The following is a 15,903-nucleotide window of genomic DNA, read 5'->3' as shown; positions in this document are numbered from 1 at the left end:
CGAGACTGCCGGGATGGTTGTCCACAGCTGTGGTCTTCCGGTCATACTCATCTCGCGCTTCGTGCCGGGCTCTTGTCACCGTCAGCCCGGACCGCGGCCCTGCCCCGTACCCGCCCAGGCCCGGATGGTGCCGGACGGGAACGCGTACGGGAATGCGCGGGACATGGTTGCGCGTTCCACCATCGATTCCGTCGACAGGACGGCACCACACCCCGAGGAGCACGAGGACGATGCAGGGACCGATACAGGGAACTGTGACGATGTACAGCACCACCTGGTGCGGCTACTGCCGTCGGCTGAAGAGCCAGCTCGACCGCGAGGGCATCGCGTACACCGAGATCAACATCGAGCAGGACCCCGAGTCGGCAGCCTTCGTGGAGAAGGTCAACAACGGCAACCAGCTGGTGCCGACCGTGCTCTTCCCGGATGGGTCCGCGCTGCCCAACCCGTCCCTGGCTCAGGTCAAGCAGAAGATGGGCGTCTGAGCGGCCGGATCTGGACCGAGGCTCCGGAAACCGCCGACCGCGGAATCATCGGCCCGGCCTGGTCGGGCCGATGACCGGGCCCGGCTTGACCGGCCTGGTGACCGGGCCCGCACCTGCTCCGCCTGCTGATCCGCTGGCCGCGCGCTGCCCGCCTCAGCGCGGAACGCCCGCGGGCAGCGGCTTTCCGAACCAGAACTCGACGAGCCGGGCCGCGATCGAGATGCCGGACGGCGGCAGCACCTCGCCCGATGCGAAGGCCGCGCTCAGCTCGTCCCGCGAGAACCACCGCGCCTCGTGGATCTCCTCGCCGTCCACGCGGATCTCCGAGGACGTGGCACGCGCGGTGAAGCCGAGCATCAGACTCGACGGGAAGGGCCACGGCTGGCTGGCGAGGTACTCGACGTCACCGACCGTCACCCCCACCTCCTCGTAGACCTCGCGCACCACCGCCTCCTCGATGGACTCGCCGGGCTCGACGAAGCCCGCCAGCGTCGAGAAGCGCCCCACGGGCCAGTGGACCTGGCGGCCGAGCAGGGCGCGGTCCTCCTCGTCCGTCACCAGCATGATCACCGCAGGGTCGGTACGGGGGTAGTGCTCGGCGCCACAGGCCGGGCAGCGGCGGATGTGACCCGCGGCGGCGACGACCGTGCGCTCGCCGCAGCGCGAGCAGAAGCGATGCAGCCGCTGCCAGTTCTCCAGCGCGACGGCGTGCGCCATCAGGGCCGCGTCGCGCTGCGGGAGCAGCGCCCCGGCCTCGCGCAGCCCGGCCGGCCGGGCCGACTGGTCGATCCGGCCCGGCAGGGCACCCTTCTGCAGCGCGAAGTAGCTCACCCCGTTCTCGTCCGTGCCCAGGAAGTAGCGGTGGGTCTCGGTCGGCGGCGCCTCGAAGGCGGGTGTCATGACGAGCTCGGTGCGGCCGTCGGGGGTGTCGTCGATCAACACCTGCCCACCGGAGACCACGAAGACGCGCGTCGAAGGGTGGCTCCAGGCGGCTGCGAGCCAGGCCTCGTCGAGACGGCGGTGTGCCGCGCGGTCGATGCCGCTGGCGCCGGTGAGTGGGATCGAGGTGACGACGCTGTCCGGGGTGGTGCTCATGCGGGGGAGCCTACCGGCCGGGCGAAGGGGGTCTCCCGATCCTTCAGGCCGGGCCGCTGAGGGCCTGGGCACGGGCCCTCAGTACCCGGGCACGGGCTGTCCCTGCCGAGGCCCCAGAGGCGGCGTCCGTGCCACGGAAGCCACCGGCCGATGAGAGCCCTGGGGCCGGACGTGCTCAGCCGTAGGTGGTCAGGACTCGCCGAGCAGGATGCGCTCCAGCGCCGCGCGGTCCGGGAGGTCCGGTGGACGCACGATCTCGCCACTGCGGACGTACAGAAAGGCAGCCGCCACGGCTGACAGCGGGAGGTCGTACTGCTCGGCCCAGGCCAGGCGGTAGATCGCGAGCTGGAGCGGGTCGGCGGAACGGCCTCGGCCGGTCTTCCAGTCGACGATCTCGAAGGTGTCTGTGCCGTCCGGCCCGGGTTCGCGGTACACCGCGTCGATCCGGCCCCGGATCACCCGCCCCGCCAGCGCCAGCTGGAAGGGCGCCTCGACACGGTACGGGGTGCGGCGGGCGTAGGGGGTGCGCTCGAACGCCTCCTTCAGCGCGGCCAGGTCGCGCTCGTCCGTGATGTCCGCCGTCTCGTGCGCGGCATCGTCGTCGAGTCCGCCGGGCAACTCGTCCGGCTCGAGCAGCGGCAGCGGCAGCTCCTCGAAGCGGGACTCGACCCACGCATGGAAGCGAGTGCCCCGGCGTGCGGCCGGCTGTGGGGGGCGCGGCATGGGCCGGGCGAGCTCCCGTGCGAAGTCGTCGGGGACCGCGGCGAGCCGGAGCAGCTGGGAGGCGCTGAGGGACGGCGGCAGTGGCACGTCCCGGACGCCGGCGCGGCCACGCCGCAACTCCGCGGTCAGCGCCTCCAGGTCTCTGTCCCAGGACGCGACGGCCCGTGCCTCCTCCGGCGTGAGCGGGTCGGCGGGGAACTCTGCCGAAGCCGGAGCCGGAGCCGGGGCCGACGCCGGACCCGCGCGGAGCCCGGCCGCCGGTGCGTCCGCCGAAGCCGCCAGGCCGTCCCCGGCCGTCTCCCGCTCAAGGTGGGACAGCACCGTCTCCGCGGCCCGGCGACGCAGGGCCAGGGCTCCGGGGTCGAGAGGCAGCGGCCAGGCCTGATCGGCGGCGGCCTCCTGCAGGCAGGGGTTCTCCTCACCCTCCTGCGGCGCCTCCGCCCAGGCCTCGATCTCGCCATGTCCGCGCTCGCAGTGCTCACGCAGCGCTTCCAGGAAGGCGGACGGTCCGCGCGGCTTCTTCTGGGTGGGCCCCCACCAGTGCCCGGAGCCGAGCAGCAGCGAGCGGGGACGGGTGAAGGTCACATAGCCGAGGCGGAGTTCCTCCGTGGCCTGATGGTCCTTCATCGCCGACTTGAAGGCCGTCATGCCCTCGCCGTCCCACTCCCCCACGTCCGGCAGGGTCGCCGCGTCACCGCGCAGAGCGTGCGGCAACACCTTGGCGCTGGAGGTCCAGGACTCGCGCGGCTGCTCACTGGGGAAGTGCTTGGCGACCAGGCCGGGAACGGCGACGACGTCCCACTCCAGCCCCTTGGACTTGTGCGCCGTCAGCACCTTGACCGTGTTGTCACCCCCGGGCAGGGCGTTGTCCAGGCCCTTCTCGTGCTGTGCGGCCGTACGCAGGAAGCCGAGGAAGGCCAGCAGCGTGGCCTCCCCGTCGAGCGCGGCGAAACCGGCCGCCACGTCCAGGAAGTTGCCGAGCGTCTCACGGCGCCGGGCGGCCAGCGCGTGCGGGGAGGCGGAGAGTTCGACCTCCAGGCCTGTCGTCGCCAGAACCCGGTGGAGCACGTCCATCAGGGGGTCGGCGAGCGAGCGGCGCAGATCGCGCAGCTCGGCGGCCAGCCGGGCGAAGCGGACCCGGGCCTCGGCCGAGAACGGCAGCCCCTCGTCCGGCCCGTCCGCCATCAGGAACGTGTCCAGCGCGTCGGCCAGCGAGACGACTTCGGCCGGATCCACACCGGCGACGGCCGCTGCGAGCCGCTGGTCCCCATCGTCCGCGACGGGGTCGTCGTGCCGTACCAGCGTGCGGGCGCGGCGCCCGAGCAGGGCGAGGTCGCGCGGCCCGATGCGCCACCGCGGCCCGATCAGCAGCCGGACGAGCGCGGCGTTGGCCGTCGGGTCCTGCAGCACCTCGCACACGGCGACGAGGTCGGCCACCTCGGGCAGATGCAGCAGTCCGGACAGCCCGACCACCTCCACCGGGACGTCCCGCTCCACCAACGCCCCCTGGATCCGCGCGAAGTCCGTGGCCGTACGGCAGAGCACGGCGATCTCGCCGGGCGGGGTGCCCGTACGGACCAGGTGCGCGATCGAATCGGCGAGCCAGGCCAACTCCTCGGCGTGGGTGGGCAGCAGCGCACAGCGCACGATGCCGTCGTGCTCGGCACCAGGGGCCGGACGCAGCGGCTCCACGCCCGCGTGGCGGGTCCGCAGCGGGGCCGCGAGCCGGTTGGCGAGCTCGAGCAGGCGGCCGCCGCTGCGGCGGTTCTCGCCGAGCGCGAAGCGCCGAGCGGGGCGGCCAGGAGAGTGCGGGAAGTGCTCGGGGAAGTCGTCCAGGTTGGCGACGGAGGCGCCGCGCCAGCCGTAGATGGCCTGGCAGGGGTCGCCGACGGCGGTGACGGCGTGGCCCGTGCCGGCGCCGAAGAGCTCGGCCAGCAACAGTCGCTGGGCGACCGAGGTGTCCTGGTACTCGTCGAGGAGCACCACCGCGTACTGCTCGCGCAGGCTGCGCCCGACCTCGGGGTGCGTACGGGCCAGGGTCGCCGACAGCGCGACCTGGTCGCCGAAGTCCAGCAGGTCGCGGCGCTGCTTCTCGCCGCGGTAAGCGCCGACGAGCTCCAGCAGTTCCAGCCGGGCGCGGGCCGCATCAGGGGCCTTGCGCAGGTCGGCGTTGCCGAGCTGCACGCCCTCCAGACGGCTCAGCAGCGCGGTGTCGTACGCCCTGAGCCGCTCGGCGGGGACGAGGTGTTCGCAGAGCTCGGCGTCGAGGGCGAGGAGGTCCTCGACGAGGCCGGGCAGCGACTTGGTGAGTGCTGGATAGGGCCCCGGAGCGGTGCGCAGCACGCGCGCGGCGAGCTGGAAGCGGGTGGCGTCGGCGAGCAGCCGCGCGGTGGGCTCGAGCCCCATGCGCAGGCCGTGGTCCGTGAGGAGCCGGCCGGCGAAGGCGTGATACGTGGAGATCCGGGGCTCGCCGACCGTGCCATCCGACGGGTCGGGCGTCGGACTGCCGGACGGTGCGGACTCCCGTACCAACTCCCCCGGGTCCACGGCGGGGAGATCGGGGTCGACGACGCCCGCCGTGACCAACGCCTTCCGGACCCGTTCGGACAGCTCACCCGCCGCCTTGTTGGTGAAGGTCAGGCCGAGCACCTGCTCGGGGGCGACCTGACTGGTGCCGACCAGCCAGACGACGCGGGCGGCCATCACCGTGGTCTTCCCCGAACCTGCCCCGGCCACGATCACCTGGGGAGCGAGCGGCGCGGTGATGCAGGCCGTCTGCTCCCGGGTGAAGGGGATGCCGAGGATCTCTTTGAGCTCCTCGGGGTTGGTGATACGTGCCGGCACCCGAGCGAGCCTAGTGGCCGCCGCTGACAGTGCTGGCCGGTGGGTGCATTGCGGTTCATTCCACGATGTGACGGCCCTCGGGCTGCGCGCCGCAGGAGCCGCGGAAAGCACAGTGCCGGCAGTGCTGCCCGGTGCTGGGTGAGAAGCGCTCGTCGAGAACCCGGCCGGCCGCGGTGGCCAGCAGTTCACCGACCCATCCCGGGTCCTCGGGCGACCCCTGTTCCAGGGGCTGTTGGGCCTGGACCGCGGGAACCGGATCGCCACCGTCCTTCCTGGGGGCGCCCAGGCGCAGATGGACCAGCTCCGCGCCCCCGGGCTCGGGCGTGCGCCCGTCGAACGCGCCGTCCACCGCCCCTTCTCGTACCGCCAGCTGGTAGACCGCGAGCTGCGGATGGCGGGCCACTTCCCGACTCGTCGGCTTCGTCCTGCCGGTCTTGAAGTCGACGACGTAGGCACGGCCCTGGGCGTCCTTCTCGATGCGGTCCATGCTGCCCCGGATGCGCACGGAGTAGGAGTCCGCCTCCAGGGTCACGTCGAAGTCGTGCTCGGTCGCCACCGGCGTGCGCCCGGAGCGGTCCATGACATGCCAGCGCAGGAGGCGCTCCAGGGCGGCGCGGGCGTTCTCCTTCTCCTGCTGGGACTTCCAGGGGGCGTCGAAGGCGAGGGCATCCCAGACGGAGTCCAGGCGCTCCATGAGAACGGCCAGGTCGGCGGGGGTTCGGCCGGAGGCGACCTCGTCGGCGAGGACGTGCACGACGTTGCCGAAGCCCTGGGCGGCGGTCGAGGGCGTGTCCGCCTTCACTTCACGCCCCAGGAACCACTGGAGGGAGCACCTTCCCACGAGTTGGTCCAGGGCGCTGCCGGAGAGGGCGACGGGGCGGGCCGGGTCCCGCAGCGGCACGTCGCTGTGCGTCGGCTCGAACAGACCCCACCAGCGGTAGGGATGCGCGGACGGCACAAGCGGCTGGCCGCCGTCGTCCCGCAGGGCGGCCAGCCGGGCCAGCCGACGTGCCGCGGCGTCGCGCAGCGCCGCGGAGGCGGACGGGTCGACGGTGGTGGCGCGCAGCTCCGCGACGAGTGCCGCGACGGAGAGCGGGCGGCGGGGGCGGTGGGCGATGTCGACCGGTTCGACGCCGAGTTCGGTGAGGAAGCGGGAGGGCTGGTCGCCGTCCTCGGCCGGTGCTTTGACGGCGGTGACGACGAGCCGCTCCCCGGCGCGGGTGGCGGCGACGTAGAACAGCCGGCGCTCCTCGGCGAGCAGGGCACCGGGCGTGAGCGGCTCGGCGATGCCGTCGCGGCCGATCCGGTCCGCCTCGAGAAGCGATCCACGCCGCCGCAGGTCGGGCCACAGGCCCTCCTGAACGCCCGCCAGGACGACGAGCCGCCACTGAAGGCCCTTGGAGCGGTGTGCCGTCATCAGGCGTACGGCGTCGGGGCGGACGGCGCGGCCGGACAGGGTGTCGGCGGCGATGTCCTGGGCCTCGAGCTCGTCGAGGAGATTGAGGGCGCCGTGCCCGCCGGTGCGCTCTTCGGCGCGGGTGGCGGTCTCGAACAGGGCGCAGACCGCGTCGAGATCGCGGTCGGCATTCCGCCCGGCCGCGCCTCCGCGCAGCGCGGCGCGCTCCAGCCGCTGCGGCCACGGCGTGCCGTCCCAGAGCTCCCACAGGACCTGCTCGGCGGTTCCGCCGCCCGCCAGCAACTCGCGGGCCCGGCGCAGCAGCTGTCCCAGGCGCTGGGCCCCGTGCGCGTACGCCGGGTCGTGAGCGGTGAGACGCTCGGGCTGAGCGAGCGCCTCAGCGATGAGGACGTCGGACGGGCGGGGCAGCGGGCGGCCGGCGGCCCGCTCCTCATCCCTCAGAGCCCGCCCGAGCCGACGGAGGTCGGCTGTGTCCATGCCGCCGAGTGGCGAGGTCAGCAGGGCGATGGCGGTCTCGACGTCGGCGCCTGACTCCGCGGAGTCCGTGGGCGGCGCAGCGGGCGCGGATCCCATCTCCTCCGCTGCCTCGGCGCCTGACTCCGCCGCCCCGGCCCCGGCGGACCCCGCTGTCCGGGGCGCACCGAGGGCGGCCTTGGCCGCCACCCGAAGGGCCGTCAGCAGCGGCGCCACCGCCGACTCGTGGCGGAGTGGCAGGTCGTCGCCGTCGACCTCGACGGGGACGCCGGCAGAGGTGAGGGCACGGCGCACGGAAGGGATCGAGCGCCCCCCGGCGCGTACCAGCACCGCCATCTCGCTCCACGGCACGCCGTCCTCCAGATGCGCGCGGCGCAGGATGTCGGCGATGTTGTCGAGCTCGGCGCCCGCCGTCGGGTAGGTGAAGACCTCGACGCGTCCCCCGTCCCGTACGGCGGTCAGGTCCCGGTGGGCGCGCACCGCGTCCGCCGGGAGCCGGGTCAGCGCCAGACGACGGGTGATGAGCCGGGTGGCGGCCAGCAGTGCCGCGCCGGAGCGGCGGCAGGTGCCGAGCACCTCGACGTCCGCCGGGGTGCCGTCGGCCTTCCGGAAGGTGTACGGGAACTCGAGGATGCCGCCCACGTCGGCGCCCCGGAAGGCGTAGATCGACTGGTCCGGATCGCCGAATGCGACCAGCGTGCGGCCGGCCCCTCGCCCGCCACCGCCCTCGTGAGCGTGCCTACCGAGTGGCATCTCCGGATTCCCGGCCAGGGCCCGCAGCAGCCGCACCTGGGACGGGTCGGTGTCCTGGTACTCGTCGACGAAGACCGCGTCGTAGCGGGCGGCGAGGTCCGCCGCGACCTCCGGCCGCTCGGCCAGGAGCACCGCCCGGTGCACCAGCTCCGCGTAGTCGATCACTCCCCGCGCGTCGAGGACGTCCAGATACTCGGCGAGGAAGGAGGCGGCCGCGCCCCAGTCGGGCCGTCCCGTCCGCGCCGCGAAGGCCGCCAGGGACTCCGGCCCGAGGCCGAGCTCCCGGCTGCGCGCCAGTACCGCGCGCACCTCGTCGGCGAAGCCCCGCGTGGTCAGGCAGGCCCGCAGCTCGTCGGGCCAGGGAATCCTTCCGCGCCCGGCCGCCTCCAGCTCGATCTGGCCCTCGAGCAGTTCGCGCACCATGACGTCCTGCTCCGGTCCGGAGAGCAGCCGCAGCGGGTCGACGAACAGGTCGGCGTCCTGATGGGCGCGGACCAGCGCGTAGCAGTACGAGTGGAACGTCGTCGCGTGCGGGCTGTACGAGCGTCCTGCGCCCACCGCCCGGGGGTCCCGCCCCTGGCCGCCGGCGGAGGAGACCCCACCGAGCCGGGCGGCCATCCGGTCGCGCAGTTCGACCGCCGCCTTGCGGCTGAAGGTGAGCACGAGGATCCGGTCCGGGTCGGTCCCCTTGGCCACCCGCGCCGCGACCGCTTCGACGAGTGTGGTCGTCTTGCCCGTCCCAGGTCCGGCGAGGACCAGCAGCGGACCCCCGGGATGCTCAACCACAGCCCGCTGGCGTGCGTCCGGAACAACAGGGTCCACCGGCTCCGGCGGTGTGCGCACCAGCCGGTACGCGCCGGGGGCCGGGTGTCGTACCTGCCGGTGCGGCGAGGGAGGCGGGGAGGAGGAGCTCACGTGGTCGCCGGTCCTGGTGGTCGTGCTGGGTCGCGTGGCATGTCGTGCGGCCGCAAGGGGCGGGTGACGGCCCGGTCGGTGCGGAAGACTGGGCTGAGAGAGTGGTGGCGACGGTACGCCTCCTGCGCCGGGTGGCGCAGGGCGTCTCGCCGGTCACATGGTTACCTCTCGCTCCCTTCCGCCCGCCCCGGGCGGGCTTCCGATCACTCTTCGACGCCGAATGGCGGAAGCTGTCAGATATGAACCGTTTCGTCCATGCCGGCACTGCCGGCGGCCGCACCGCCGTCCCAGCGGGCCCGAGCCATGTCGATCTTCGGCATACGGCCGGTGGCCGCTCGCCTCGCGGTGCGCAGCGGTGTGCCCTCGGCGCGGTAGTGCTCGAGCGCTTGCTGCTCGTGGCCGGGCAGCAGCACGCCGTCCGCGCGGACGACACGCCACCACGGCACCGCTCCGCCGTAGAGCGCCATCACCCGGCCCACCTGCCGGGGTCCCCCCACCCGTCGCCCACCACCACCCTCATTCGAAGGCCCTTCGGGCCCCCCTTCTTCGGCGAGCCACTCGGCGACGTCCCCGTACGTCATCACCCTGCCGGGCGGAATCAGCTCGGCGACGTCAAGGACCCGCTCCGCGTAGTCCGGCAGTTCTGCAACCGGTCCGCTCTCCGCACTCATCCGGCCATCCTGCCCCACGGCACCGACAGCCGGGGCGGCCGGTCGCGGTGCCCGCAGCACCACCCGAGGGCGTGCCTTCCCGGGGCCGCGCCCCCGAAATGCACCCTGATGCCCTCCTCCGCCGCCGGGCCATGCCACCATCTTCCGGGCGGTGACTGGTGATACGAGATCGACGAGAGACAGCCGAACAGCAGAGTGCGCAGCCCTCGGAGGAGACGCGCACCTCTGACGGCCTGCTGCGCCCGGAAAGCGGTCGCCCCGATCGCACCGGCCTCGAGAACGGCCGTGCACACCCGCGAGGGGCCGGGGATGGCCCCCACGGCAGCACGTCCGTGGGCCACGGCGACCGCGCCCCCAGCCCCAGCCCCGGCGGCAGCAGCGGAGACGGCAACGGCGACGAGGCCCCCGTCGACCGCGTCTCCGGCGATGAGCCCCTGCTCCCTGCGCGCGTGCACCGGCCCTCCGACCTCGTCCGGCTGCTGATGGGCATCCTCGGCATCATCGTCGTACTCGCCATCGCCGCCTTCGCCCATGGCACGACCGAGGGTCTGGAACAGGACATCGGCAAGGGCACCGGCCAGGCACCCGACCTGCTGACCAGCTTCACCGGCTTCGCCTCCAGCGTCCTCGTCCTCATCGTCCCGGTCGCGTTCGCCATCGAGCGGCTGATCAAGCGCGACGGACTGCGCATCGCCGACGGGGTGCTCGCCGCCGTCCTGGCGCACGGCGTCTCCCTGGCCACCGACCTGTGGGTGGCCAGCACGGCCCCCGACTCGATTCAGGACGCGCTGACCAAGCAGGCCCCCAGCGGTGAGATCACCGACCCCGTGCACGGCTATCTGGCCCCCGTCATCGCCTATATGACGGCGGTCGGCATGGCCCGGCGCCCGCACTGGCGGGTGGCGCTGTGGGCCGTGCTGCTGCTCCAGGTCTCCGCGGCGCTCATCGGCGGCTTCACCACGCCGTTCTCGATCATCGTCACCGTCCTGATCGGCTGGACGGTCGCCTACGGCACGCTCTACGCCGTCGGCTCCCCGAACGTCCGGCCCACCGGCCAGAACCTCCTCGCCGGACTGCGCCGGGTCGGCTTCAACCCGGTCACCGCGCTGCGTGCCGACGAGCACCCGGACGCCGACAGCCTGGAGCGCGGCCGCCGCTACCGCGTCACCTTGGAGGACGGGCCACCGCTCGACGTCACCGTCGTCGACCGCGAGCAGCAGGCCCAGGGCTTCTACTACCGCGTTTGGCGGCGCCTGGCACTGCGCGGGATCACCCAGCGCCGCAGCCTCCAGTCCCTGCGCCAGGCCCTGGAACAGGAGGCGCTGCTGGCGTACGCGGCGATCGCCGCCGGCGCCAACGCCCCCAAGCTGATCGCCACCTCCGAACTCGGGCCCGACGCCGTCATGCTCGTCTACGAGCACACCGGCGGCCGCAGCCTGGACAGCCTGCCGGACGAAGCGATCACCGACGAACTGCTGCGCAGCACGTGGCGGCAGGTGAAGGCGCTCCAGTCGCGGCGCATTGCGCACCGTCGGCTGGTGGCGGACGCGATCGTGGTGGATCGTTCCGGCGCCGTGGCCCTCACCGAGCTGCGCGGCGGTGAGATCGCGGCAGGCGACCTGGTCCTGCGCATGGACATCGCCCAGCTGCTCACCACGCTCGCCCTGCGGGTCGGCGCCGAACGGTCGGTGGCCGCGGCCGTCGACGTCCTCGGCCCGGACGCCGTCGCCGACAGCCTGCCGCTGCTCCAGCCCATCGCGTTGAGCCGCAGCACCCGCGCCACGTTGCGGCAGCTGGCGCGGGAGCGCGCGCAGCGGGAGCGCGAGGCGGTGCTGGAGGCGGCGCACGCCGCCCGGGAGGCGAAGGGCGAGTGGGGTCCCGAGGGGAGGGACACGGCGACGGCCGCCGCCCGCAAGACGCTGCGCGCCGAGAAGCAGGCGGAGAAGAAGGCCATCGACGAGGCTGTGGAAGAGGCCCGCGAGGAGGACCTGCTCTCCCAGATCCGGCAGCAGGTGCTGCTGATCCGGCCGCAGGCACCGGTCGAACCGGCCCGTCTGGAGCGGATCAAGCCGCGCACCCTCGTCATCTGGATCGCCGGCGCCTTCGCCGCCTACCTCCTGCTGTCCCAGTTCACGCACATCAAGCTCGGCGAGACCATCGGCGGGGCCAACTGGGCCTGGGTCGGGGCCGCGGCGTGCTTCTCCGCGCTGTCCTATGTGGCCGCGGCCATGGCCCTGTTGGGCTTCGTACCGGAGAAGGTGCCCTTCCCCCGTACGATCGTGGCGCAGATCGCCGGGTCCTTCGTGAAGCTGGTCGCCCCGGCCGCCGTCGGCGGTGTGGCGCTCAACGCCCGCTTCCTGCAGCGCGCAGGGGTGCGCCCCGGTCTGGCGGTCGCCAGCGTCGGAGCGTCCCAGCTCTTCGGCCTGGGCAGCCATATCATTCTGCTGCTGATCTTCGGCTACATGACCGGGACCGAACGCACCTCGTCGACGCTGTCCCCGTCGCGCGCCGTGATCGCCGGGCTCCTCACGGCCGCGGTGCTGGTCCTCGTGGCAACCGCGATCCCGGCGCTGCGGAAGTTCGTGGTCACCCGCGTCCGGTCGCTGTTCGCCGGTGTCGTCCCGCGCATGCTGGACGTCCTGCAACGGCCGAAGAAGCTGCTCACCGGCATCGGCGGCATGCTGCTGCTGACGGCCGCCTTCGTGATGTGTCTGGACGCGTCGATCCGGGCGTTCGGCGGGGAGTTGAGCTACGCCACCATCGCCGTGGTCTTCCTGACCGGCAACGCACTGGGGTCGGCCGCTCCGACCCCCGGCGGCGTGGGCGCAGTGGAGGCGGCCCTCATCACGGCGCTGACGCTGGCGGGGCTGCCGTACGAGATCGCCGCGCCGTCGGTCCTGCTCTTCCGGCTGATGACGTTCTGGCTGCCCGTGCTGCCCGGCTGGCTGTCCTTCACCCATCTCACCCGCAAGGAAGCGATCTGAGCCATCGGTCGCCCACGCCCCGGAGGGGACGTCGTTCACCCCGCTCCGGCACACATGACCGTCGCCCGTACCCCTGATCTACTGTGCTGAAGAGGGTGACGCAGTGGGGGTACCTCCCAGCGGTAGCTGGGGGAGGGGAGCGACATGGCGACAACAGCAGGTTCCTCCCCCTGGGGGCACTCCCCCAGCTACCGCTGGGTGGTACCCCCAGCCCGGCGCGTCGGCGCCGTCGCCGCGGCGGCCCTGCTCGCCGCCACGGCGACCACCGCCTGCAGCGGTGACGACGAGCGCCCTGACTCCGGCCCCCTCACCGCCCAGAAGCTCGACTGGAAGAGCTGCCTGGCCCCGTCCCCTCTCCAGGGCGCGGATTCCGGCAGGCCTGAGCCGCTGCCCGACGGCACCGACTGGGAGTGCGCCCAGCTGACGGCCCCCCTGGACTGGGCCAAACCCGACGGCGAGCGCATCGGCATCGCTGTCATCCGCGCCGAGGCCAAGGACCAGGACCGCCGGATCGGCTCGCTGGTCTTCAACTTCGGCGGCCCCGGCGCCTCCGGCGTCCGCACTCTCCCGCTTGCCGCGCAGGAGAAGTACGAGAAGCTGCGAACGCGCTACGACCTGGTCAGCTTCGACCCGCGAGGAGTCGGGGCCAGCAGCCCCGTGCGCTGCGTGGACGACAAAACCCTCGACGACTTGCGCGCCATCGACACCAGCCCGGACGACGCCGCGGAGAAGAAGGCGGCCCTCACCGCCGCCCGGAAGACCACCGAGGCCTGCGAGAAGAACTCCGGCACGGTCCTGCCGCACGTGCACACCGCCGACGCCGCACGCGACATGGACCTTCTGCGCCATGTCCTCGGCGACCGGAAGCTGAACTACCTCGGCTTCTCGTACGGCACCGAACTCGGCGCCGTCTACGCCCACCAGTTCCCGAAGAACGTGGGCCGCGTCGTCTTCGACGCCGTGGTCGACCCCACGGAGGACCCGGTGCAGGCCACGCTCGGCCAGGCCGATGGTTTCCAACGCGCGCTGGACAACTTCCTGGAGGACTGTGCCGAGGACGGGGCGCCCTGCCCCGTCGGCGCCGACCCGCAGCAGGGCGTCACGCGGATCACCGAGCTGCTGGACCGGCTCGACGACGAGCCGCTGCCGACGACGGACGGCCGCGAGCTCACCTCCTCCCTGGCCCTGAGCGGCATCATCTCGGCGCTCTACTCCCAGGAGAGCTGGACGTATCTGAAGGAAGGGCTCCAGGAAGCACAGGAGCTCAAGACAGGGAATCTTCTCCTCGCCCTCTCCGACGTGCTGGCGGGCCGCGACGAGAAGGGCCGGTACAGCAACATCCAGGCCGCCAACACCGCGATCGTCTGCGCCGACGAAAAGCCGCGCTACACAACGGAGGATGTCGAGGCACGGCTGCCGGAGTTCCGCAAGGCATCGCCCGTCTTCGGGGAATCCCTGGCGTGGGGCATGCTGCAGTGCACGGACTGGCCGGTCGCAGGCGAGGCGGAGCGCCTGGACGTCACCGCGAAGGGATCGGCTCCGATCGTCGTCGTCGGCACCACCGGTGACCCGGCCACCCCGTACGAAGGCGCGCGGCGGATGGCCGACGGGCTCGGCGAGGGCGTGGGCATCGAGGTCACCAACCGCGGTGAAGGCCATGGTGCCTACGGCAGCAGGAACTGCGTGACGGGCGTGGTCGACGCCTACCTCCTCGACGGGAAACTGCCCGCGGACGGTCAGGTCTGCCGATAACTCCGCAGGTCGCGGCGGTATTCGCCAGGGCGGTCATTACCATGGCGCGGGCCAGCACCCGTACCGCGTCGTGCACCCCACAGCCGACGGCCGAGTCGAAAGTGGAGCACGTATGTCCAGATCCCTCCGGGAGGGCGCCCTGGTCGCCGTCGCCCTGCTGTTGGCCGGGGCCGTGGCCGGCTGTGGCGACGGCACCGGCTCCCAGGGAAAGCCGTCCGCGAGCCCCGCTCCCTCCGGACGCGCTGCCCCCTCGGGCACCCGGCCACCCGCCCCGCTGCCCTCCTCGCTCACCGGGCAGAAGCTCCGCTGGAAGACCTGCGCCGCCCCCATCCGAGCAGTGGGACGTGACGCGAAGGCCCCCGGCCACGGCTGGGAGTGCGCGACCCTCAAGGCGCCGCTCGACTACAGCGAACCGGGGGGCAGGACGATCGGGATCGCCATGATCCGCAACAAGGCCGAGGACAGCAGGAGGCGGATCGGCTCACTCCTGTTCAACTTCGGCGGCCCCGGCGGCTCGGGCGTGGCGTCCCTCCCCCGCTCGGCCAAGGACTTTGAAGCGCTGAGCGCCCGTTACGACCTGCTGAGCTTCGACCCGCGCGGGGTCGGGATGAGTTCGGGCGTGGTGTGCCGGGACGACAAGCAGCTCGAAGCCGCCTCCCGGGTCGACGCCACACCTGACGACGCGGCGGAGGAAGAAGCGTTCATGGCGGACGGCCGGGACTTCGCCGCAGGGTGCCAGCGCCGCTCCGGCGACATGCTGCCGCATGTGGGTACCGCCGATGCCGCCCGTGACATGGATCTCATGCGCCACGTCCTCGGCGACCGGAAGCTCCACTACTTCGGCTTCTCGTACGGCACCGAACTCGGAGCGGTCTACGCCCACCAGTTCCCGGAGCGGGTGGGACGGACGGTCCTGGACGCGGTGGTCGACCCGTCAGCGGACGCCCGGCAGCAGGCGCTCCATCAGGCCACGGGATTCCAGCGAGCGCTGCACAGCTACCTCAAGGACTGCGCGAAGAAGGGCGCGGCCTGCCCGGCCGGCGCCGATCCGCAGCAGGGCGGCCGACGGATCGGCGAGCTGCTGGAGAGGCTCGACAAGAATCCGCTGCCGACCGACAGCGGCCGCCAACTCACCCAGAGCCAGGCGCTCATCGGCATCGTCGCGCCGTTGTACAGCCGGAGCACCTGGTCGTATCTGACGCAGGGGCTTCAGCAGGCGATCAACGAGCGCAAGGGCGATCTTCTCCTCACCATGGCCGACTCCTACAACGGCCGTGACGAGCGGGGCCACTACGCCACCCAGAACCACTCCCAGCGGGCCATCTCCTGTGCCGACAGCAAACAGCGGCCGACCGTTGCGGAGATCAAGAAGCAACTGCCGACGTTCCGGAAGGCCTCCCCCGTTTTCGGCGACTTCCTGGCCTGGGATCTGGCCGGATGGTGCGCCGGGTGGCCGGTGGCGGGCGCATGGGACGACCCGGAGGTGAACGCGGACGGCGCCGGCCCGATCCTCGTCGTCGGCACCACCGGCGATCCGGCGACGCCGTACGAGGGCGCGGCGCGGATGGCCGACGAGCTCGGGAAGGGTGTCGGCGTCCGGATCACGTACGAGGGCGAGGGCCACGGCGCGTACACCAGCGGCAGCAAATGCGTGGCGCAGACCGTGAACGCCTACCTCCTCGAAGGGAAGATCCCACAAGACGGCACGGTCTGCGCCTAGCCGCCGGCGGCGGCGTTCGCCGGCCTGGGGGCCGTTTCCCTCGAAGGCCCGGCGGGCGGGGCGGTCCGCT

General features: G+C 72.7%; 8 protein-coding genes. 4 read left to right on the top strand and 4 right to left on the bottom strand.

Features of this window, described 5'->3' with window-relative positions; translation table 11 throughout:
* Window positions 1-242: 242 nt before the first annotated feature.
* Window positions 243-485 (top strand): mycoredoxin, encoded by a 243-nt coding sequence (locus ACTWQI_RS16780; RefSeq protein WP_443271350.1) that lies wholly within the window; start codon window positions 243-245, stop codon window positions 483-485.
* A 153-nt stretch (window positions 486-638) separates the two neighbouring features.
* On the opposite strand, the gene nudC is transcribed toward ACTWQI_RS16780, so the two are convergent.
* The 4 genes from nudC to ACTWQI_RS16760 form a co-directional block, all read right to left on the bottom strand.
* Window positions 639-1,580 carry an NAD(+) diphosphatase gene (gene nudC, locus ACTWQI_RS16775; protein ID WP_443271220.1) on the bottom strand — a complete coding sequence of 314 codons (942 nt, stop codon included), beginning with the start codon at window positions 1,578-1,580 and terminating at the stop codon, window positions 639-641.
* A 189-nt stretch (window positions 1,581-1,769) separates the two neighbouring features.
* A complete protein-coding gene (locus tag ACTWQI_RS16770; RefSeq protein WP_443271219.1) occupies window positions 1,770-5,147 on the bottom strand; it encodes a UvrD-helicase domain-containing protein in 3,378 nt (1,125 codons plus the stop codon).
* A 55-nt stretch (window positions 5,148-5,202) separates the two neighbouring features.
* Window positions 5,203-8,706 (bottom strand): ATP-dependent helicase, encoded by a 3,504-nt coding sequence (locus tag ACTWQI_RS16765; RefSeq protein WP_443271217.1) that lies wholly within the window; start codon window positions 8,704-8,706, stop codon window positions 5,203-5,205.
* Between the two features lie 233 nt (window positions 8,707-8,939).
* The gene (locus tag ACTWQI_RS16760) at window positions 8,940-9,377 is read right to left on the bottom strand and encodes an MGMT family protein (RefSeq protein WP_443271215.1); all 438 of its coding nucleotides are present in this window, start codon (window positions 9,375-9,377) and stop codon (window positions 8,940-8,942) included.
* A 158-nt stretch (window positions 9,378-9,535) separates the two neighbouring features.
* Between ACTWQI_RS16760 and ACTWQI_RS16755 the strand changes: the two genes are divergently transcribed.
* The 3 genes from ACTWQI_RS16755 to ACTWQI_RS16745 all read left to right on the top strand — a co-directional run bounded on the left by ACTWQI_RS16755 (window position 9,536) and on the right by ACTWQI_RS16745 (window position 15,833).
* Entirely contained in the window at window positions 9,536-12,361 is a 2,826-nt protein-coding gene (locus ACTWQI_RS16755) for a flippase-like domain-containing protein (protein WP_443271214.1), read from the top strand.
* 144 nt (window positions 12,362-12,505) lie between these two features.
* The gene (locus ACTWQI_RS16750) at window positions 12,506-14,113 is read left to right on the top strand and encodes an alpha/beta hydrolase (protein WP_443271212.1); all 1,608 of its coding nucleotides are present in this window, start codon (window positions 12,506-12,508) and stop codon (window positions 14,111-14,113) included.
* A 112-nt stretch (window positions 14,114-14,225) separates the two neighbouring features.
* Complete coding sequence (locus ACTWQI_RS16745; protein ID WP_443271211.1) at window positions 14,226-15,833, top strand: alpha/beta hydrolase; 1,608 nt, start codon at window positions 14,226-14,228, stop codon at window positions 15,831-15,833.
* The last annotated feature ends 70 nt before the right edge of the window (window positions 15,834-15,903 follow it).

This window comes from Streptomyces sp. KR80, assembly GCF_052245555.1.
Lineage (GTDB): Bacteria > Actinomycetota > Actinomycetes > Streptomycetales > Streptomycetaceae > Streptomyces.
This window is presented reverse-complemented; position numbering and strand designations above follow the sequence as displayed.

Coding starts and splice junctions, on each gene's coding strand:
- ACTWQI_RS16745 (WP_443271211.1), top strand. CDS start 14,226: ATGTCCAGATCCCTCCGGGAGGGCGCCCTGGTCGCCGTCGCCCTGCTG.
- nudC (WP_443271220.1), bottom strand. CDS start 1,580: ATGAGCACCACCCCGGACAGCGTCGTCACCTCGATCCCACTCACCGGC.
- ACTWQI_RS16760 (WP_443271215.1), bottom strand. CDS start 9,377: ATGAGTGCGGAGAGCGGACCGGTTGCAGAACTGCCGGACTACGCGGAG.
- ACTWQI_RS16750 (WP_443271212.1), top strand. CDS start 12,506: ATGGCGACAACAGCAGGTTCCTCCCCCTGGGGGCACTCCCCCAGCTAC.